The organism is Streptomyces sp. NPDC107575 (assembly GCF_055657265.1).
This window is the reverse complement of sequence record NZ_JBVKBG010000004.1, coordinates 118664-136413: the sequence shown is the minus strand read 5'-3', so window position 1 is coordinate 136413 and position 17750 is coordinate 118664. Positions and strand designations below refer to the sequence as shown.

Sequence of the window (17750 nt, the reverse complement as noted above, 5' to 3'; positions counted from 1 at the left end):
TGCTCGTCGTCGCCCGTTCCTTGAAGTTGACACCGGCGTGAAGTTACACGATCTCCGTGTCGCACTCACCGGAGTGCACCGAGGAACCGGAGATCGCCGTGACCGCTCGCAGCCGCCTTCAGATCCACCTCTGGTCGGACTACGTCTGCCCGTTCTGCCTGATCGCCGACGAGCTGATCGAGCGCGCGACGGCCGGCCGCACCGACGTCGAAGTCGTCCACCACGCCCACGAGTTGAGCCACGGGCCCCCGTACCTGCCGGAGATCTGGCAGCACGCCGTGTACCCGATGGCACGCCACCACCGGGTGCCGATCCGCCTGCCGACCGTGTCGCCGCCGCCCCGCACCGGGCCTGCGTTCCGCGGCGCCCGGTACGCGGCCCGGCACGGACGGTCCCGGGCCTACCACCGGCGCGTACTGACGGCCTACTTCCGCGAGGACCTCGACATCGGGGACCGGGCGGTCCTGACCCGCGTCGCCGAGGAGTGCGGACTCGACCCGGCCGCCTACGCCACGGCCCTCGACGAACCGGAGTACGCCGACGAGCACCGGCGGGAGCTGGCCGAGTCGGCGCGGATGAACCTCACCGTCGTCCCCACCACCGTCATCGGCTCCCGCCGCATCGACGGCGTCGCCACCGAGAACGCGATCCGCGAGGCACTGCGCGAAGCGGCCCCGGCGTAACCACCACACGCACCCCATCCCCCCCTCACCCCGTCACCCCGTCACCCCGTCACCCCGTCACCCCATAAGGACACCCCATGCCCTGGCTCTACCTCTCCCTCGCCGTCGTCTTCGAGATCACCGTCGCCATCACCGCAGGCCGCGCCCAGGGCTTCACGCGGCCGGGCTGGACCGCCGCGACCCTCCTCAGCGGCGGCATCGCCACCTACCTCCTCAGCCAGGCCTTGCTGACCTTCGAGGTCGGCGTCGGCTACGCGATCTGGACCGCGTCCGCCGGCGTCGGAATCGTCGTCCTCGGCGCTCTCCTCTTCGGCCAGCGCCTGGACTGGCGCAAGTTCCTGGGCATCGCCGCCGTCATCGCCGGCGTGGTCGGCCTCCAGCTCACCGGCACGACCTGACCCTCGCCCCACCCAGCCGAGACCACCCCGCACACCCGAGGAAGGAACCCCCATGTCCACCACCGCCCCCACCACCGCCGAGAACGCCACCGCTCGCAGCGACGGCACCCGCGCCCGCGCCTGGCTGGTCCTCCTCCTGGCAGGAGCCTTCGAGATCGCCTACGCCCTGGCAGTGGGAGGCAGCCAGGGCTTCACCGTGCTCTCCTGGTCACTGATCGCGGTCACCTTCTTCCTTCTGACACTCTTCGCCCTGAGCCTCGCCCTGCGCACCATCGACGTAGGCATCGGATACGCCGTGTGGGCCGGCATCGGCGCCGTCGGAGCGGCCCTGCTCGGCCCGGTCTTCTTCGACGAGACCCTCACCCCGGTCAAGGGCCTCTGGCTCACCCTGATCATCGGCGGCGTCGTCTGGCTCAAACTCTCGGACCGCCCCCAGCGGTGACGGTCACGGACGAGGGCGCTGAACATGCGGCCTCCACGGGCCTGCCCCATGCTGGGCCCATGGCTGACAGCACCCTTTCGAAGATCTCCTGGACCGAGTTCCGCCCGGACCGGCGCCGGCTGACCGCGGGGGCCGCGCTCACCGGGGTCGGCACACTCACGGCGATGGCCGGGGTCGGCGTCCTCGTCTACGAACTGGCCCGCGCGGGCCGCAGCTGGACCGGAACCTGGGAGGTTCCCCCGTCCGAGCTCGCCTCCCGCGCCCTCCACCAGGCGCAGGCCGCCGCCACCAGCGCGGGGCGCGCGGGGCGCGACACCTGGAAGTCCTTCCAGGAGAACGCCGCGTAGACGCCCCCCGCACGGGGCTCCGCCCCGGACCCCGCGCCTCAAGCGCCGGCGGGGCTGGATTTTACCCACTCGCCGCAGGGGCTTGATTTTTCAAGCCCCTGCGGCGATTGAGCAGCGGGGTCCGGGGCGGAGCCCCGTGCGGGGGGGGCGCAACGAAAAACGCCCGAGGGCGGCACCGACTCGCGAAGAGTCGGTGCCGCCCTCGGGGTTACGGACGGGCTGAACCGCGAGCGGCTCAGAAGTCCATGTCACCGCCCGGCATGCCGCCACCGGCCGGCGCAGCGCCCGCCTTCTCCGGCTTGTCGGCGATGACGGCCTCGGTGGTGAGGAAGAGCGCGGCGATGGACGCGGCGTTCTGCAGCGCGGAGCGCGTGACCTTCGCCGGGTCGATGATGCCCTCGGCGATCATGTCGACGTAGTCACCCGTCGCGGCGTTCAGACCGTGACCGACGGTCAGGTTGCGCACCTTCTCCACGACGACGCCACCCTCGAGACCACCGTTGACGGCGATCTGCTTGAGCGGGGCCTCGAGCGCGAGCTTCACGGCGTTGGCGCCGGTCGCCTCGTCACCCTCGAGCTCCAGCTTGTCGAAGACCGCGGAGGCCTGCAGCAGGGCCACGCCACCACCGGCGACGATGCCCTCCTCGACGGCCGCCTTCGCGTTGCGAACGGCGTCCTCGATGCGGTGCTTGCGCTCCTTGAGCTCGACCTCGGTGGCCGCGCCCGCCTTGATGACGGCCACGCCGCCGGCGAGCTTGGCGAGGCGCTCCTGGAGCTTCTCGCGGTCGTAGTCCGAGTCGCTGTTCTCGATCTCGGCACGGATCTGGTTGACGCGACCCTGGACCTGGTCGCTCTCACCGGCGCCGTCGACGATCGTCGTCTCGTCCTTGGTGATGACGACCTTGCGGGCGCGGCCGAGCAGGTCGAGACCGGCGTTCTCGAGCTTGAGGCCGACCTCCTCGGAGATGACCGTGCCGCCCGTGAGGATGGCGATGTCGCCGAGCATGGCCTTGCGGCGGTCACCGAAGCCCGGGGCCTTGACGGCGACGGACTTGAAGGTGCCACGGATCTTGTTGACGACCAGGGTCGACAGGGCCTCGCCCTCGACGTCCTCGGCGATGATCAGCAGCGGCTTGCCGGACTGCATGACCTTCTCGAGCAGCGGAAGGAGGTCCTTCACGTTGCCGATCTTCGAGTTGACGATCAGGATGTACGGGTCCTCGAGCGAGGCCTCCATACGCTCCATGTCGGTGGCGAAGTACGCCGAGATGTAGCCCTTGTCGAAGCGCATGCCCTCGGTGAGCTCGAGCTCCAGACCGAAGGTCTGGGACTCCTCGACCGTGATGACGCCTTCCTTGCCGACCTTGTCCATGGCCTCGGCGATGAGCTCGCCGATCTGGGTGTCGGCGGCCGAGATGGAGGCGGTGGAGGCGATCTGCTCCTTGGTCTCCACCTCCTTGGCCTGCTCGAGGAGGGCGGCGGAGACGGCCTCGGTGGCGCGCTCGATGCCGCGCTTGAGGGCCATCGGGTTGGCGCCGGCGGCTACGTTGCGAAGGCCTTCGCGAACGAGCGCCTGGGCCAGGACGGTCGCGGTCGTCGTGCCGTCACCGGCGACGTCGTCCGTCTTCTTCGCGACCTCCTTGACCAGCTCGGCGCCGATCTTCTCGTACGGGTCCTCGAGCTCGATCTCCTTGGCGATGGACACACCATCGTTGGTGATCGTGGGGGCGCCCCACTTCTTCTCGAGGACGACGTTGCGACCCTTGGGGCCCAGGGTCACCTTGACGGCGTCGGCGAGCTGGTTCATGCCGCGCTCGAGGCCGCGCCGTGCCTCCTCGTCGAACGCGATGATCTTGGCCATGTGAAGTGGTCCTCCCGGACGGGGTGGCTAACGCAAAAGGACCGTGCTGGTGCCCGCGACGGACGGCCTGCGCGCCTTGTGGTTCCTTGCCCCACCCGGCCTGCGGACCTCACCGACCCGATCCAAGTTTTGTCACTCTCACTCGGAGAGTGCTAAGCCCAATGATTAGCACTCGACCCCTGCGAGTGCAAGGTGCTCTCCTGAACGCGAACGCCACCGGGGCAGCACGAAGGGCCCGCCCCCGGTCAACCGGGAGACGAGCCCTCCATGACGTGCGACGTACAAGCTTGCAGTCTGACGCGCGCGTTCAGCCGGCGGCCACGCGGACCATGTCGGCCTGCGGCCCCTTCTGGCCCTGCGAGATCTCGAACTCGACCCGCTGCCCCTCCTCGAGGGTGCGGTAGCCGTCCATCTGAATCGCGCTGTAGTGGACGAAAACATCCGCACCACCGTCGACCGCGATGAAGCCGTACCCCTTCTCCGCGTTGAACCACTTGACGGTGCCCTGAGCCATGCCTAACTCCCCTATTACTGGCCCTTGCGCAGGACCGCACTTCGCGGACCCGGGTCAGACCTCACGCCCCATGGGATATGGGGGTGTGCGCCGGAACGCGTCGACCGCGGCTGAATGTATCTGCCCAACTGCCGTCTGCAACAGGTCAATCGGACGAGAATTCTGGGCACGCCAGATCGGGGAAACCGGGCCAACTCACCGGATCCCCGGGCAAGTCGGGCCGCGTAAATGCCGTAAAAGGCCCGAAAGGGCTGGGCACTTTGGCTGCTTCTTGTCGGGCGACGGGCGAGAACTCATATGCGCCCGTCATGCACCGCTCGCGGAAACGCAGCAGCTTCCCCAACTGTACCGCGCTCAACCATGCAGAATTGCCCCCTCCGCTTCTCTCGCGGAGGGGGCAATTCGGATAACTCTGTGTAGACCTACAAAAGATCAGCCGCCCGCGACGGCGGGAATGATCGAGACCCCGGCGCCGTCCGGCGTCGCCGTCTCCAGGCCCTGCTCGAAGCGGACGTCGTCGTCGTTCACGTAGACGTTCACGAAGCGGCGCAGCTTGCCCTGGTCGTCGAGGACGCGGGCGGCGATGCCGGTGTGGTTCTTCTCGAGGTCGGCGATGACATCGGCGAGGGTCGCGCCCTCGGCGGCGACCTCGGCCTGGCCGCCGGTGTAGGTGCGCAGGATGGTGGGGATGCGAACGTTGACGCTCATGCGGTGACTCCCGGTGCTACAAGTTCGGTTGGCTCAGTGATCGGCTGGGCTCAGTGGTCGGCGGCGAGACCGGCGTCGCGGAACGCGTCCAGGCTCGGCCGGATGGTGGCGGTGGCCTGCGAGGACTCGGCGACCGCGTCGAGGGTCTTGAGCCCGTCGCCCGTGTTCAGGACCACCGTGGTGAGCGACGGGTCGATCTGGCCCGCCTCGATGAGCTTCTTCGTGACGCCCAGGGTCACACCGCCGGCCGTCTCCGCGAAGATGCCCTCCGTGCGCGCGAGCAGCTTGATCGCGTCGACGACCTGCTCGTCGTTCACGTCCTCCACGGCGCCGCCGGTGCGGCGCGCGATGTCGAGGACGTACGGGCCGTCGGCGGGGTTGCCGATGGCGAGGGACTTGGCGATGGTCGTCGGCTTCTGCGGGCGGACCACGTCGTGGCCGCCCTTGTAGGCGACGGAGACCGGGGAGCAGCCCTCGGCCTGGGCGCCGAAGAGCTTGTACGGCTTGTCCTCGACGAGGCCGAGCTTGATCAGCTCCTTGAGCCCCTTGTCGATCTTCGTGAACTGGGAGCCGGACGCGATCGGGATGACCAGCTGGTCGGGCAGCTGCCAGCCGAGCTGCTCGCAGATCTCGTACGCGAGCGTCTTTGAACCCTCGCCGTAGTACGGGCGCAGGTTCACGTTCACGAAGCCCCAGCCCTCGCCCAGCGGGTCGCCGATGAGCTCGGAGCAGAAGCGGTTCACGTCGTCGTAGTTGCCCTCGATGGCGACGAGGTCACCGCCGTAGACACCGGCCATGACGACCTTGCCCTGCTCCAGGTCGTGCGGGATGAACACGCAGGAGCGGAAGCCGGCGCGGGCGGCGGCGGCGCCGACGGCGCCGGCCAGGTTGCCGGTGGAGGAGCAGGAGAGCGTGGTGAAGCCGAAGGCGCGGGCGGCCTCGATGGCCTGCGCGACGACGCGGTCCTTGAAGGAGTGCGTCGGGTTGCCGGAGTCGTCCTTGACGAACAACTTGCCCTCGGCGACGCCCAGTTCGCGGCCCAGGTTGTCGGCCTTGACGAGCTGGGTCCAGCCCGGGTTCAGGTTGGGCTTCTCGGCGACGTCGGCCGGGACGGGCAGCAGCGGGGCGTAGCGCCAGATGTTGGCGGGTCCTGCCTCGATCTGCTTGCGCAGGGACTCGGGGTCACCGACGGGCAGGTCGTACGCGACTTCGAGCGGCCCGAAACACTCGGCACAGGCGAAGACGGGACCGAGCGGGACGACGGCGCCGCACTCGCGGCAGGAGAGGCCGGAAGCCGGACCGAGATCAACGGTCTTCGCGGTCGTTTCGGTGGCGACAGTCTGTACAGCCATGAGAGGCGAGGCCCTTTCTCCTCATCTTCCTCGCGACGCATCTCGCCACGAGACGGATTTGGCACCTTCACTAGCCGGGAGCCTCGCGGGCGCACTGCGATGTGCGGACGAGACCGGCTGGAGGGTTGCCGGGGCTTCAACGGGCCGTATCCCTCTGCCCCTCTGGATGAGCGGTATTCGATTGTGTGGATTCAGTTGTGTACGGCAGGCGACCCCCGACATGCGATGGTCACCGGCCTTGTTCAAGACTGTAACCGAAGGCCCGGACCCTTGAGATAGTCGTCCGAACCGCGAGATGGATCACATGGTGATCCTTAGGGAAGGAACCCAGACCGTGCTGGAAGAGGTCGAGCGCTGGCTGAACAGGCGCTCCTGGTCCGTGGCGGACCATCCGCTGCACCGGTTGGTCGCCGCCAAGCACGCGTCGGGACAGACGGTGAGTGTCGTACTGCCCGCGCTGAACGAGGAGGAGACGGTCGGCGAGATCGTCTCCGAGATCCGGCGGACGCTGATGACGGACGCGGTGCCGCTCGTCGACGAGCTCGTCGTGATCGACTCCGGCTCCACCGACCGCACCTCCGAGGTCGCGGCGGCGGCCGGGGCGCGCGTCGAGCACCGGGACACGATCCTGCCGCGGATCCCGGTCAGGGCCGGCAAGGGCGAGGTGCTGTGGCGATCCCTGTTCGTCACTTCCGGTGACATCGTGTGCTTCGTCGACGCCGATCTGAAGGAATTCTCCGCGGACTTCGTCTCCGGGATCGTCGGCCCGTTGCTCACCGAGCCGGGCGTGCACTTCGTGAAGGCGATGTACGACCGCCCGCTGGCCGGGGCGGCGGGCCAGGGCGGCCGGGTGACCGAGCTGATGGCGCGGCCGATCCTCAATCTGCACTGGCCCCAACTGGCCGGTTTCGTACAGCCGTTGGGTGGCGAGTACGCGGCCCGGCGGACGCTGCTCGAACAACTCCCGTTCCCCGTCGGGTACGGCGTGGAGCTCGGCCTGCTCGTGGACGCGCTGCACACCGTGGGCCTCGACGCGCTCGCCCAGGTCGACGTCGGCGTGCGCAAGCACCGGCACCAGGACGGGCAGGCGCTCGGCAGGATGGCGGCGGCGATCTACCGCACGGCCCAGCTGCGCCTCGCGCGCGGGCACCTCGTGCGGCCGGTGCTCACGCAGTTCGAGCGCGGCGACGACGGCTTCGAGCCGCGCACCCACCCGGTCGACACGGAAGAGCGCCAGCCGATGATCGAAATCGGTGAATATGCGGAGCGTCGCGTGGCATAAGCACGGACTAATCGTATGTTTTGCCTAAATTGCCCTTTATGTCGCTTAAACATCTTCAGGGCAAGGCGGCCTGCGCCGTCGCAGCCGCCCTCGCCGCCTGCGTGGCGGGACTGGCACCGAGCCCCGCCGCCGCGGATGTGGTCTCCCCCTTCGACAAGCGCTACGACGAATCGATCTACGGCGACTTCAAGACCATCGGCAACACCGTCATGGGCTGCCCGACCGACGACGCCACCATGGCCGCGCGCTGCGCCGTCGCCGCGAACGGCGAGGGCAGGGACAACAACAACACGTTCAACATGCAGCGGATCAACACGGCCGGGACGACGGACGGCTACGGCTCCAGCACCGGCCGGGTCACCATCCCGCCCGGGGCCGAGGTCGCCTACGCCCGCCTCTTCTACGGCGGCAACGACGGCACGTACAAGGGTCCGAGCGGGGCCCAGATGAAGCGCTGCGACATCTCGGGCGCCGACGTCGACCCCTCGCCCGGCGACCCGCTGGACGCGGCCCCGGCGGTCGGCGTCAACGGCACGGCCCCCACCAAGGTCTCCCCCGAGAACCTGGTCAAGGACCCCGCCGACACCAACGGCCCGCACTACTACACGGGCGAGGCCGACGTGACGAGCCTGTTCAGCGGGGTCACCGGCACGGGCACCCCGGTCCCGGTCTCGGTCGGCGACATCTGGGCGCCCTCGGGCAAGGGCTGCGTGGCCGGCTGGTCGATGACCGTCGTCTACAAGTACGACGCCCCGAACGAGACCTACGCCCCGGACCGCCGCAACGTCTACATCTACGGCGGCCACGTCCTGCAGCGCTCCACCTCCCCGGCCACCCGGGTCACCGTCGACGGCTTCTACCGGACCTCGGGCACCCCGCACGCGAGCGTCACCGCGTACGAGGGCGACTGGAACACGCCGGGCGACAAGTTCGCCGTCGGCGGCCAGAACATCCCCGAGAAGCACACCGGCAACACCAACAACTTCTTCATCTCCGAGGACGACGGCGCCCTCGACCCGAAGATGATCAACAACCTGAGCATCGACGCGAAGGAATTCGACGTCACGGGCAGCGGCTCCACGCGCGCCGCCGGGGACGAGCCGATCCCGGTCGGTTCGACCTCCACGACGCTCGACTTCTCCACCAAGGGCGACACGTACGTCCCCTCGGCGCTCGCCCTGTCCGTCCCGGTGCCGGACCTGGAGATCTCCAAGACGGCGAGCCCGGCGAAGGTCGAGCCCGGCGACACGGTGACGTACACGGTGAAGGCGAAGAACGTCAGCCGGCTGCCGTACCCCAACGCCAAGTTCACCGACGACCTCACCGAGAACCTCGACGACGCGACGTACAACGACGACGCGCAGGCGAGCATCGGTGACGTCTCCTACACCAAGCCGAAGATCAACTTCACCGGTGACATCCCGGCGGGCGAGACCGCGACCGTCACGTACTCGGTGAAGGTCAACGACCCGGTGAGCGGTGACGGCAGGCTCACGAACAGCGTCACCGCCGACACACCGCGCACCAACTGCGAGGAGGGCTCCACGGACGCGCGGTGCGGCATCGCGCCCGTCATCGAGCGGGAGGCACCGGCGCCCTCGCCGACCAGCCCCACGCCGACGCCGACCCCGACCCCGACTCCGACGAAGCAGCCGGGTGAGCAGACGGCCGAGCCGACCCCGGCCCCGTCGGCGAGCAGCCAGAGCCCGCAGGCGCGGCCCGCTCCGCCGAACCCGCCGAGCTCCGGTGAGATGGCCGAGACCGGCACCGACTCGAACCTGCCGCTGTACGGCGGGCTCGCCGTCGCGCTGTGCGGGCTCGGCGCGCTGATCCTCGCCGCGGTCCGCGGCCGCAAGGACTGACCCGAGCGCGACTCTCGTATACGGCCGGGCCCCCGACGGGGCCCGGCCTTACGTTTGAACGTTTCCGGGCCGGGCTAGCGTGCCCGTATGAGTTCCACGACGCATGGTGCTGCTGAGGTTCTCGTCGCGTCCAACCGCGGCCCGGTCTCGTACGTCGTCGACGACGCGGGAGGCATCGAGGCGAAGCGCGGCGGGGGCGGTCTGGTGTCGGCGCTGAGCGTCGTCGAGGACAAGCTGTGGGTGTGCTCGGCGCTCGGCGACGGCGACCGGGAGGCGGTCCGCCGCGGGATCACCGAGCCCGGCGTGCGGATGCTGGACATCGCCCCTGACGTGCACACGGACGCGTACAACGGGATCGCGAACTCGGTGCTGTGGTTCGTGCACCACATGCTGTACCAGACGCCTCTGGAGCCGTCCTTCGGCCCGGAGTTCCGCCGCCAGTGGGCGTCCTACGAGGCGTACAACCGGGCCTTCGCCGAGGCGCTCGCCGAGGAGGCGGCGCCGGGCGCGACGGTGGTCGTGCAGGACTACCACCTGACGCTGGTGCCGGGGATGCTCCGCGAACTCCGCGGCGACCTGCGGATCGGGCACTTCTCGCACACGCCCTGGGCGCCCGTCGACTACTTCCGGATGCTGCCCGACGACATCGCCGAGCAGGTGCTGAAGGGCATGCTCGGCGCCGACCGCTGTGCGTTCCTGACCCGGCGCTGGGCGGACGCCTTCACCGACTGCTGTACGCATCTCGTCGGCGGCACGTCCGGGACCAGGATCGGGGTGCACGGGCTCGGCGCCGACGCCGACTTCCTGCGCGAGCGGGCGCACCGCGACGACGTGGAGGAGCGGCTGGCGGCGCTGCGTACGCAGATCGGCGGGGACGGTTCGCGGAAGGTGATCGTCCGGGTCGACCGCACCGAGCTGTCGAAGAACATCGTGCGGGGGCTCCGGGCCTACGAGCTGCTCCTCGACGAGCGGCCCGAGTGGCGGGAGCGGGTCGTGCACGTCGCGTTCGCCTATCCGTCGCGGCAGGACCTGGCCGTGTACCGGGACTACACGGACGAGGTGGCGCGGGTCGCGGACGCCATCAACTCCCGCTTCGGTACGGAGGGTTGGACACCGGTCGTACTCCACGTGAAGGACGACTTCGCGCGCTCGCTCGCCGCCTACCGGATCGCCGACGTGGCGTTGGTGAACCCGATCAGGGACGGCATGAACCTGGTCGCCAAGGAGGTGCCGGTCGTCTCCGACGACGGGTGCGCGCTGGTGCTGTCGCGGGAAGCGGGGGCGTACGAGGAGCTCGCCGAGGACGCACTCATCGTCAACCCCTACGACGTGAGCGGTACGTCGCGGGCCCTCGCGGAGGCGCTCGCCATGCCGACGGACGAGCGCGCGGAACGCACGAAGCGACTCGCGGCGGCGGCTACGGCGCTGCCGCCGGGGGCGTGGTTCCTGGACCAGCTAGAGGCGCTGCGCCAGGACTGACAGGAACGCGGCCAGTTCGGCGGGGCCCTCCACCAACAGGTCGGCCCTGTCGGCGAGTTCGGGCACGACCGTGTCCGCCGCCACCAGGAGGCCCGGCACGCCGTCGGAGCGCAGCTTCTCCACTGCCGCGAAGGCCGGGAGGTCGCCGAGGTCGTCGCCCGCGTAGAGGACGGACTCCGCGCCCACCTCCCGTACGTACTCGGCGAGCGCGACGCCCTTGTCGACGCCGGGCGGTCGCAGCTCCAGGACCATGCGGCCGGGCTCCACGATCAGGCCGTGCCGGGCGGCGAGCTCCGACAGGGGTTCACGGAGGGCCTCGAAGGCGGCCTGCGGGTCGCGGGCGCGGCGCGTGTGGACGGCCACGGCGCGGCCCTTCTCCTCGATGTACGTGTCGTGCCACAGACCCAACTCGCCGAGTACGCCCGGGAGTTCGGCCCGGACGGTGGCCACGCCCGGGTGCGGGGCGGGGGCGGTGACCGTGCCGGTGACGGCGTCCCAGCGTTCGGCGCCGTAGTGCCCGAGGACGACGAGGTGCTCCAGGCCGGGAACACCGGCGAAGCCGCCGTGGCGGACGGCCACGGAAGCCGGGCGGCCGGTGATGACCGCGACGGAGGCGACCTTGGGGGCCAGCGCGGCGAGGGCCGGGACGGCGGCGGGGTGGGCGCGGGCCTGGTCGGGGTCGGGGACGATGGGGGCGAGGGTGCCGTCGAAGTCGATGGCGACGACCGCGCTCCGCGGGTGGGCCAGGAGGGCGTCCAGTCCCTCGCGTCCTGCGGTCGTCCGGGGGGCGTGCTCATGGCGGGCCATGCGATTGACGATAACCGGGGTTGACGCCTCGGGGCTCCGCCCCGGACCCCGCTGCTCAATCGCCGCAGGGGCTTGATGATGCCGACCGAGCCTTGGGCAATCTGCCGCCTTGGGCGGCAGGGTGGGCAAGGCGGCCCCCGGTGCCGCTCGCACCGACGGTCAGCGTTCCGCGCGTCTCGCTTCTCGGACGCGCCGCAGGCGGTTCACCGTCACCGGGGCGAATTCCAACGCCCGCGGGTCGTCCAGGAGCGCGTTCAGGAGCTGGAAGTAGCGCACCGGCGCCATGTCGAGTTCCTCGCGGATCGCGCGCTCCTTGGCCCCCGGCGAGGCCCAGCTCCGGCCCTCGAACACGAGCACCGCGCGCTCGCGGGCGCCGAGAGGATCCATGCCCGCCACGCTACTCCGCGGACTCCGCCGCCGCCGCGTCGTTCTGGATCGCGCCGAGGGTGCCCGCCGCGCTGCCCTGCGGCGTGACGGTGGAGCCGATCTGCTTCTTGATCTCGGCGCTGACCTCGGGCCAGGACGTCTTGTTGGCCGGGTAGTACGTGGCGCCCGCGAGTTCGTCGATGAACGGCCGCAGGGCCTTGTCCTTCGCCGAGGACGTCATCGCGTTCGACGCGGAGACCGTGACCGGCGCGACGGTGTACTTGCGGGAGAAGTCGAGGACGTTCTTCTTGTTGTAGGCGTAGTCGAGGAACGCCCCGGTCTCCTTGGGGTGGCCGCCCTGCTTGAACGCCATCATCCAGTCGGTGACGCCCATCGTGGACTTGGGCGTGCCGTCGGGGCCGGGGATCGCCACGTCGCCGTAGTCGACGCCCTTGGCCTGCGCCATGTTCATCAGCGTGGGGTGGCCGGACAACATGCCGACCTGGCCCTTGGCGAAGGCCTGGAAGGCGGGCGTGCGGTTGAGCTCGCCGGGCTCGGTGGGGCCGGTGAGGCCCTTGGTGACCAGGCTGTTCTTGAGCCAGGACAGCGCCTCGACGTTCTTCTTGTCGTCGAGGGCGTAGGAGCCGACGTTGTCGGTGTAGCCGCCGCCGTTGCTGAGCATCCAGATCAGCGTCTCGGCCTGCGCCTCTTCCGTGCCGAGCGGCAGCGCGAAGGGGTAGCGCACGCCCTGCGCCTTGAGCGCCTTGGCGTCGGAGACGAGGTCGGCCCAGGTCTTCGGCGGCGTGATGCCGGCCTCGGTGAAGAGCTTCTTGTTGTAGAAGAGGCGGCGCGTGGAGGCGGCGAACGGCATGCCGTACTGCGCGCCCTTGCTCTCGCCCGCCTGGCTCATCTGGCCGACGAAATCGGCCTGCACCGGCACGGAGAGCAGTTTGTCGACGGGGTAGAGCTTGTCCGCCGCGGCGTAGTCGGCGTACGCGCCGATCTGCGCCATGTCGGGGGCCTTGCCCGCGGCGACCATGTCCTTGACCTTCTTGTCGACGACGTCCCAGCTGTAGACGTCGACGTCTACCTTGATGTTCGGGTGGTCCTTCTCGAACCCGGCGGCCACGTCGTCCCAGTACTTCTGGGAGCTGTTGGCCTTGGAGTCGCCGTAGTCGGCCGCGACCAGCCTCAGCGTGACGGCGTCGTCGGAGTCGCCGCTTCCGCAGGCGGTGAGCAGCGACGACGCCGCCACCACCCCGAGCGCGGCCGCCACGGTCAGAGTCGTCCTCCCCTTGCGCACTGCCGCACTCCACCCTTGTCCTTCACGCCACAGGCCTCTCCCATGGTCACCTGGAAGGTCTACACCACATGGGCGCCAGAGCGGAAACGAGGGGGCGACTGGACTAGACCTCTCACGGGTGGACGCGCGAGACTGTCCCCCGTGAAACATGTCATCGCCCTGGACGTGGGCGGCACCGGGATGAAGGCCGCCCTGGTCGGGGCCGACGGCAATCTGCTGCACCAGGCGCGCCGGGCCACCCAGCGCGAGCGCGGCGCCGACGCGGTCGTGGAGTCGATCCTCGACTTCGCCGCCGAACTGCGCGCGTACGGCGAGAAGCACCTCGGCGAGCCCGCACACGCCGCGGGCGTCGCGGTGCCCGGCGTCGTCGACGAGACGAACGGGATCGCCCTCTTCGCCGCCAACCTCGGCTGGCGCGACGTCCCCATGCGGTCCCTGCTCAGCGAGCGGCTCGGCGGCATCCCCGTGGCGCTCGGCCACGACGTGCGCACCGGCGGGCTCGGCGAGGGGCGGCTCGGGGCAGGCAAGGACGCCGACCGCTTCCTGTTCATGCCGCTCGGCACCGGGATCGCGGGCGCCATCGGCATCGACGGGCGCATCGAGCCCGGCGCGCACGGCTCCGCGGGCGAGATCGGCCACGTCGTCGTGCGCCCCGGCGGGGTGGACTGCGGCTGCGGCCAGCGCGGCTGCCTGGAGCGGTACGCCTCCGCCTCCGCGGTCACCCTGGCCTGGCAGGAGGCGAGCGGCGAGGAGAAGGCGACCGCGGCGGACTGCGCGAAGGCCGTCGACGCGGGCGACCCGAAGGCGGCCCGGGTCTGGCAGGACGCGGTGGACGCGCTCGCCGACGGCCTCGTGCTCGCCCTCACTCTGCTGGACCCCCGCACGCTCATCATCGGTGGCGGGCTCGCCGAGGCCGGGGAAACCTTGTTCACACCCCTGCGCGCGGCCGTCGCGGAGCGCGTCACCTTCCAGGCGCTCCCCACGATCGTCCCGGCCGTCCTCGGGGACAGCGCCGGGTGCCTGGGCGCGGGACTGCTCGCCTGGGACCTGCTCGCCGACGACAACACGGAGGTAACCGCCTGATGACAGAAGCAAAGGTGCTCACCGGCGCCAAGGTGGTGCTGCCCACCGGGACCGTCACCGACGGCCGCGTCATCGTCGACGGCACGAAGATCGCCGGGTCCGCCCCGGAAGGCGCCGGGACCGTCGACCTCTCCGGCCACTGGGTGGTGCCCGGCTTCGTCGACATGCACAACCACGGCGGCGGCGGCGCGTCCTTCACCTCCGGCGCCATCGACGAGGTCCTCACGGGCGTGCGCACGCACCAGCAGCACGGCACGACCACCATCGTGCCGTCCCTCGTCACCAGCGACATGGACTTCCTCGTGCAGCGCGCGGGGCTGCTCTCCGAGCTGGCCGAGCACGGCGAGATCGCGGGCATCCACTTCGAGGGCCCGTTCATCTCCCCCTGCCGCAAGGGCGCCCACGACGAGACGCTCCTGCGCGACCCCGACCCGGCCGAGGTCCGCAAGCTGATCGACGCCGCCCGCGGCCAGGCGAAGATGGTCACCCTCGCCACCGAACTGCCCGGCGGCATCGACTCCGTACGGCTCCTCGCCGAGCACGGCGTCATCGCCGCGATCGGCCACACCGACGCCACGTACGAGCAGACGGTGGCGGCCATCGACGCGGGCGCCACGGTCGCCACGCACCTGTTCAACGCGATGCCGCCGCTCGGCCACCGTGACCCGGGGCCGATCGCGGCGCTCCTGGAGGACGACCGGATCACCGTCGAACTGATCAACGACGGCACGCATCTGCACCCGGCCGCCCTCGAACTCGCCTTCCACCACAAGGGCGCCGAGCGCGTCGCGTTCATCACCGACGCGATGGACGCCGCCGGGTTCGGCGACGGGCGCTACATGCTCGGCCCGCTGGAGGTCGAGGTGAAGGACAGCGTGGCGCGGCTCGTCGAGGGCGGCTCCATCGCGGGCTCGACGCTGACCCTGGACCGGGCGTTCAAGCGGGCCGTGACGATCGACAAGCTGCCCGTCGAGGACGTCGTCCGCGCCATCTCGGCCAACCCGGCCCAGCTCCTCGGCCTCTACGACAAGGTGGGCTCGCTGGAGCCCGGCAAGGACGCCGACCTCGTGGTCCTGGACGCGGAGTTCGAGGTCAAGGGCGTACTGCGCAAGGGCGATTGGCTGATCGAGCCATAACTCCCGGCCGGTACAAGGCGGTTGGTCCGCGGCCTGGGCCAACCGCCTTGACTTTGGCATGATCGGGCCCCGTTACTGGAAGTACGCAAGGGGGGTGGGGTCCTGTGATCCTCACGGTCACGCTGAACACCGCACTCGACATCACGTACCGGGTGCGGTCCCTGCGCCCGCATGCCACGCACCGCGTCACCGAGGTCACCGAGCGGCCCGGCGGCAAGGGGCTGAACGTGGCGCGGGTGCTGGCCGCGCTCGGTCACGAGGTGACCGTGACGGGATTCGTGGGCGGCGCGACGGGCCGCACGCTCCAGGACCAGCTGCTCGGCACGCCGGGCGTCGCGGACGCGCTGGTGCCCGTCTCCGGCGCGACCCGCCGCACGATCGCCGTCGTCGACGCGTCGAGCGGCGACACGACGCAGCTCAACGAGCCGGGCCCGACGATCACGCCCGCCGAGTGGACGGCCTTCCAGGAGGCGTACGCGGATCTGCTGCGCTCGGCCTCCGCGGTGGCGCTGTGCGGCAGCCTGCCGCCCGGCGTCCCGGTCGGCGCCTACGCGACGCTGGTGCGGGCCGCGCGCGCCGCTTCCGTCCCCGTCCTCCTCGACACCAGCGGCGAACCGCTGCGGCGCGGCGTCGCGGCCCGCCCCGACCTGGTGAAGCCGAACGCGGACGAGCTGGCCGAACTCACAGGGCAGCACGAGCCGTTGCAGGCCATGAAGGACGCACGCCGGCGCGGCGCGCACGCGGTCGTGGCCTCGCTCGGGGCGGAGGGGCTGTGCGCGCTCACTCCGGACGGCGAGTGGCGTGCGCCCGCTCCGGGGCGCCTGCGCGGCAACCCCACGGGCGCGGGCGACTCGGCGGTGGCCGGCCTGCTCTCCGGCCAGGTGGACCACCTGCCGTGGCCCCAACGCCTCGCCCGCGCGGTGGCGCTGTCCGCGGCGACGGTGGTGTCCCCGGTGGCGGGCGAGTTCGACCCGTCGACGTACGAGGACCTGGTGGGTCGTGTGACCGTCGCCGAACAGGTCGGCGCGGCGTAGGCCCTTCTAGCCCGATCAAGCCCCTGCGGCGATTGAGCAGCGGGGTCCGGGGCGGAGCCCCGGGGGGTGGCTCAGCCCTGCGTGAGCCACATCCGGTCGAAATTGGCATCGCACTTGTTGCCCTGCTCACAGGAGACCGTGATCGCGTTGGTCCCCTTCGTGAGCTGGACGATGGCCCACGTGTTCGTCCAGCCCTTCTCCCAGTCGCCTTCCTTGGCGCCGGCGAAGTTCGTCATGTTCAGCGGGCGGGACTGCTTCTTGCCGTTGACGTCGATCGTGGCGTCGGAGTCCTTGCCGGGCACCCCGTAGTCGACGTGCAGCTTGTAGGCGCCGTCCTTCGGGATGTCGTTGACGGTCCAGGTCAGGCTCGCGCCCACCTTGTTGAACCCGGCGACGTACACCCCGCCGTCGGCCTTCGCGCCCTGCACGTCGGAGGCGGTGGCCGTGCCGCCCGCCAGCTTCAGCGTCTTCGCGTCGGTCTTGGGCAGGTCGACCGGCGCCGCGGACGCCGACTTCGAGGGCTTCTCGCTCGGCTGCACCGACTGCGAGCCGCCGGACGGCTTGCCGCCGGCCTCGCCCTTGTCGTCGCCCGAGTCGTTGCTCAGCATGGCGACGCCGATGCCGATGACGACGGCCGCGACGACGGCGACCGCGCCGATGAGCAGCGCCTTCGTGTTCGGACCGCGCCCGCGGCCGCCCCCGCGCATCGGCGCCGTCGGCGGACCCGGCTGCGAGGGGACCCCGCCGCCGGGCACCGTCTCGGGTGCCTGGTAGTGCGCGTTCGGCTGCTGGTACGCCTGGGTCGGCTGGGTCTGCCCGTACTGGCGCTCACCGACCGTACGGATCTGATTGGCCCGGTAGGAGGACCGCGGGTTCGGGTAGCCGTACCCGCCGCCCGCGCCCTCGGGCGGGGTCGCCCCGGCCGCCTGCCCGTCGGCGTACAGATAGCCGAACGGGTCGTCGTCCTCGGGCGTGGTGCTCCCGCTGTTGTTGCCGGGCGCCATCCCAGATCACTCCCTACACGTTGCTTACCTCGGCGAGGGTACCCGCTGCGAGTGACCCCACGGCGTGGCCTTGACCTCACCGGGTCCGC

18 protein-coding genes and 1 riboswitch are annotated in these 17750 nt (G+C 70.5%); of the genes, 10 read left to right on the top strand and 8 right to left on the bottom strand.

Going from position 1 to position 17750, the window contains the following annotated elements:
* Nucleotides 1-56 precede the first annotated feature (56 nt).
* From ACZ7L4_RS20180 to ACZ7L4_RS20165, 4 genes are all read left to right on the top strand, one after another.
* The gene (locus ACZ7L4_RS20180; RefSeq protein WP_472104291.1) at nucleotides 57-683 is read left to right on the top strand and encodes a DsbA family oxidoreductase; all 627 of its coding nucleotides are present in this window, start codon (nucleotides 57-59) and stop codon (nucleotides 681-683) included.
* Between the two features lie 77 nt (nucleotides 684-760).
* Nucleotides 761-1081 carry a DMT family transporter gene (locus tag ACZ7L4_RS20175; RefSeq protein ID WP_472104289.1) on the top strand — a complete coding sequence of 107 codons (321 nt, stop codon included), beginning with the start codon at nucleotides 761-763 and terminating at the stop codon, nucleotides 1079-1081.
* Nucleotides 1082-1133: 52 nt separating this feature from the next.
* Nucleotides 1134-1523, top strand: a complete 390-nt coding sequence (locus tag ACZ7L4_RS20170; protein ID WP_472104287.1) for a DMT family transporter — start codon at nucleotides 1134-1136, stop codon at nucleotides 1521-1523.
* A 59-nt stretch (nucleotides 1524-1582) separates the two neighbouring features.
* Nucleotides 1583-1870: a hypothetical protein gene (locus ACZ7L4_RS20165; RefSeq protein ID WP_472104285.1), complete on the top strand. Its 288-nt coding sequence runs from the start codon at nucleotides 1583-1585 to the stop codon at nucleotides 1868-1870.
* 235 nt (nucleotides 1871-2105) lie between these two features.
* Here ACZ7L4_RS20165 and groL read toward each other — a convergent pair whose 3' ends face one another.
* From groL to thrC, 4 genes are all read right to left on the bottom strand, one after another.
* Nucleotides 2106-3731 (bottom strand): chaperonin GroEL, encoded by a 1626-nt coding sequence (gene groL / locus ACZ7L4_RS20160; protein ID WP_472104283.1) that lies wholly within the window; start codon nucleotides 3729-3731, stop codon nucleotides 2106-2108.
* Nucleotides 3732-4038: 307 nt separating this feature from the next.
* Complete coding sequence (locus ACZ7L4_RS20155) at nucleotides 4039-4245, bottom strand: cold-shock protein (protein ID WP_030576453.1); 207 nt, start codon at nucleotides 4243-4245, stop codon at nucleotides 4039-4041.
* A 432-nt stretch (nucleotides 4246-4677) separates the two neighbouring features.
* Nucleotides 4678-4953 (bottom strand): ubiquitin-like small modifier protein 1, encoded by a 276-nt coding sequence (locus ACZ7L4_RS20150; protein WP_306322932.1) that lies wholly within the window; start codon nucleotides 4951-4953, stop codon nucleotides 4678-4680.
* A 50-nt stretch (nucleotides 4954-5003) separates the two neighbouring features.
* A complete protein-coding gene (thrC, locus tag ACZ7L4_RS20145; protein ID WP_472104281.1) occupies nucleotides 5004-6305 on the bottom strand; it encodes a threonine synthase in 1302 nt (433 codons plus the stop codon).
* Between the two features lie 18 nt (nucleotides 6306-6323).
* Nucleotides 6324-6478: riboswitch (SAM riboswitch) on the bottom strand.
* A 161-nt stretch (nucleotides 6479-6639) separates the two neighbouring features.
* On the opposite strand from thrC, the gene ACZ7L4_RS20140 reads away from it, so the two are divergent.
* The 3 genes from ACZ7L4_RS20140 to ACZ7L4_RS20130 all read left to right on the top strand — a co-directional run bounded on the left by ACZ7L4_RS20140 (nucleotide 6640) and on the right by ACZ7L4_RS20130 (nucleotide 10928).
* Nucleotides 6640-7587 carry a glucosyl-3-phosphoglycerate synthase gene (locus ACZ7L4_RS20140; protein ID WP_472104279.1) on the top strand — a complete coding sequence of 316 codons (948 nt, stop codon included), beginning with the start codon at nucleotides 6640-6642 and terminating at the stop codon, nucleotides 7585-7587.
* Between the two features lie 38 nt (nucleotides 7588-7625).
* Entirely contained in the window at nucleotides 7626-9449 is a 1824-nt protein-coding gene (locus ACZ7L4_RS20135) for a DUF7927 domain-containing protein (protein WP_472104277.1), read from the top strand.
* A gap of 87 nt (nucleotides 9450-9536) precedes the next feature.
* A complete protein-coding gene (locus ACZ7L4_RS20130) occupies nucleotides 9537-10928 on the top strand; it encodes an alpha,alpha-trehalose-phosphate synthase (UDP-forming) (protein WP_472104275.1) in 1392 nt (463 codons plus the stop codon).
* Here ACZ7L4_RS20130 and otsB read toward each other — a convergent pair.
* The 3 genes from otsB to ACZ7L4_RS20115 all read right to left on the bottom strand — a co-directional run bounded on the left by otsB (nucleotide 10905) and on the right by ACZ7L4_RS20115 (nucleotide 13404).
* Entirely contained in the window at nucleotides 10905-11735 is an 831-nt protein-coding gene (gene otsB, locus ACZ7L4_RS20125) for a trehalose-phosphatase (RefSeq protein ID WP_472104273.1), read from the bottom strand. The two genes, ACZ7L4_RS20130 and otsB, sit on opposite strands and share 24 nt — an antisense overlap.
* A gap of 159 nt (nucleotides 11736-11894) precedes the next feature.
* A complete protein-coding gene (locus tag ACZ7L4_RS20120; RefSeq protein ID WP_472104271.1) occupies nucleotides 11895-12122 on the bottom strand; it encodes a DUF3263 domain-containing protein in 228 nt (75 codons plus the stop codon).
* A 10-nt stretch (nucleotides 12123-12132) separates the two neighbouring features.
* Nucleotides 12133-13404: an ABC transporter substrate-binding protein gene (locus ACZ7L4_RS20115; RefSeq protein ID WP_472104269.1), complete on the bottom strand. Its 1272-nt coding sequence runs from the start codon at nucleotides 13402-13404 to the stop codon at nucleotides 12133-12135.
* A gap of 141 nt (nucleotides 13405-13545) precedes the next feature.
* On the opposite strand from ACZ7L4_RS20115, the gene ACZ7L4_RS20110 reads away from it, so the two are divergent.
* The 3 genes from ACZ7L4_RS20110 (at nucleotide 13546) to ACZ7L4_RS20100 (ending at nucleotide 16657) form a co-directional block, all read left to right on the top strand.
* A complete protein-coding gene (locus ACZ7L4_RS20110; protein WP_472104267.1) occupies nucleotides 13546-14487 on the top strand; it encodes an ROK family protein in 942 nt (313 codons plus the stop codon).
* Nucleotides 14487-15623, top strand: coding sequence for an N-acetylglucosamine-6-phosphate deacetylase (gene nagA / locus ACZ7L4_RS20105; RefSeq protein ID WP_472104265.1), 1137 nt, complete (start codon nucleotides 14487-14489; stop codon nucleotides 15621-15623). Before ACZ7L4_RS20110 ends, nagA begins: the two co-directional genes overlap by 1 nt.
* A gap of 104 nt (nucleotides 15624-15727) precedes the next feature.
* A complete protein-coding gene (locus ACZ7L4_RS20100) occupies nucleotides 15728-16657 on the top strand; it encodes a 1-phosphofructokinase family hexose kinase (protein ID WP_472104263.1) in 930 nt (309 codons plus the stop codon).
* 71 nt (nucleotides 16658-16728) lie between these two features.
* Here the strand turns inward: ACZ7L4_RS20100 and ACZ7L4_RS20095 are convergent, their stop codons facing one another.
* Nucleotides 16729-17661: a carbohydrate-binding protein gene (locus ACZ7L4_RS20095; protein ID WP_472104261.1), complete on the bottom strand. Its 933-nt coding sequence runs from the start codon at nucleotides 17659-17661 to the stop codon at nucleotides 16729-16731.
* Between the last annotated feature and the right edge of the window lie 89 nt (nucleotides 17662-17750).

Excerpts from the sequence above, each read along its gene's own strand:
- ACZ7L4_RS20175 (WP_472104289.1), top strand. The coding sequence starts at position 761 with ATGCCCTGGCTCTACCTCTCCCTCGCCGTCGTCTTCGAGATCACCGTC.
- ACZ7L4_RS20170 (WP_472104287.1), top strand. The coding sequence starts at position 1,134 with ATGTCCACCACCGCCCCCACCACCGCCGAGAACGCCACCGCTCGCAGC.
- ACZ7L4_RS20165 (WP_472104285.1), top strand. The coding sequence starts at position 1,583 with ATGGCTGACAGCACCCTTTCGAAGATCTCCTGGACCGAGTTCCGCCCG.
- groL (WP_472104283.1), bottom strand. The coding sequence starts at position 3,731 with ATGGCCAAGATCATCGCGTTCGACGAGGAGGCACGGCGCGGCCTCGAG.
- ACZ7L4_RS20155 (WP_030576453.1), bottom strand. The coding sequence starts at position 4,245 with ATGGCTCAGGGCACCGTCAAGTGGTTCAACGCGGAGAAGGGGTACGGC.
- ACZ7L4_RS20150 (WP_306322932.1), bottom strand. The coding sequence starts at position 4,953 with ATGAGCGTCAACGTTCGCATCCCCACCATCCTGCGCACCTACACCGGC.
- thrC (WP_472104281.1), bottom strand. The coding sequence starts at position 6,305 with ATGGCTGTACAGACTGTCGCCACCGAAACGACCGCGAAGACCGTTGAT.
- ACZ7L4_RS20135 (WP_472104277.1), top strand. The coding sequence starts at position 7,626 with ATGTCGCTTAAACATCTTCAGGGCAAGGCGGCCTGCGCCGTCGCAGCC.
- ACZ7L4_RS20130 (WP_472104275.1), top strand. The coding sequence starts at position 9,537 with ATGAGTTCCACGACGCATGGTGCTGCTGAGGTTCTCGTCGCGTCCAAC.
- otsB (WP_472104273.1), bottom strand. The coding sequence starts at position 11,735 with ATGGCCCGCCATGAGCACGCCCCCCGGACGACCGCAGGACGCGAGGGA.
- ACZ7L4_RS20120 (WP_472104271.1), bottom strand. The coding sequence starts at position 12,122 with ATGGATCCTCTCGGCGCCCGCGAGCGCGCGGTGCTCGTGTTCGAGGGC.
- nagA (WP_472104265.1), top strand. The coding sequence starts at position 14,487 with ATGACAGAAGCAAAGGTGCTCACCGGCGCCAAGGTGGTGCTGCCCACC.
- ACZ7L4_RS20095 (WP_472104261.1), bottom strand. The coding sequence starts at position 17,661 with ATGGCGCCCGGCAACAACAGCGGGAGCACCACGCCCGAGGACGACGAC.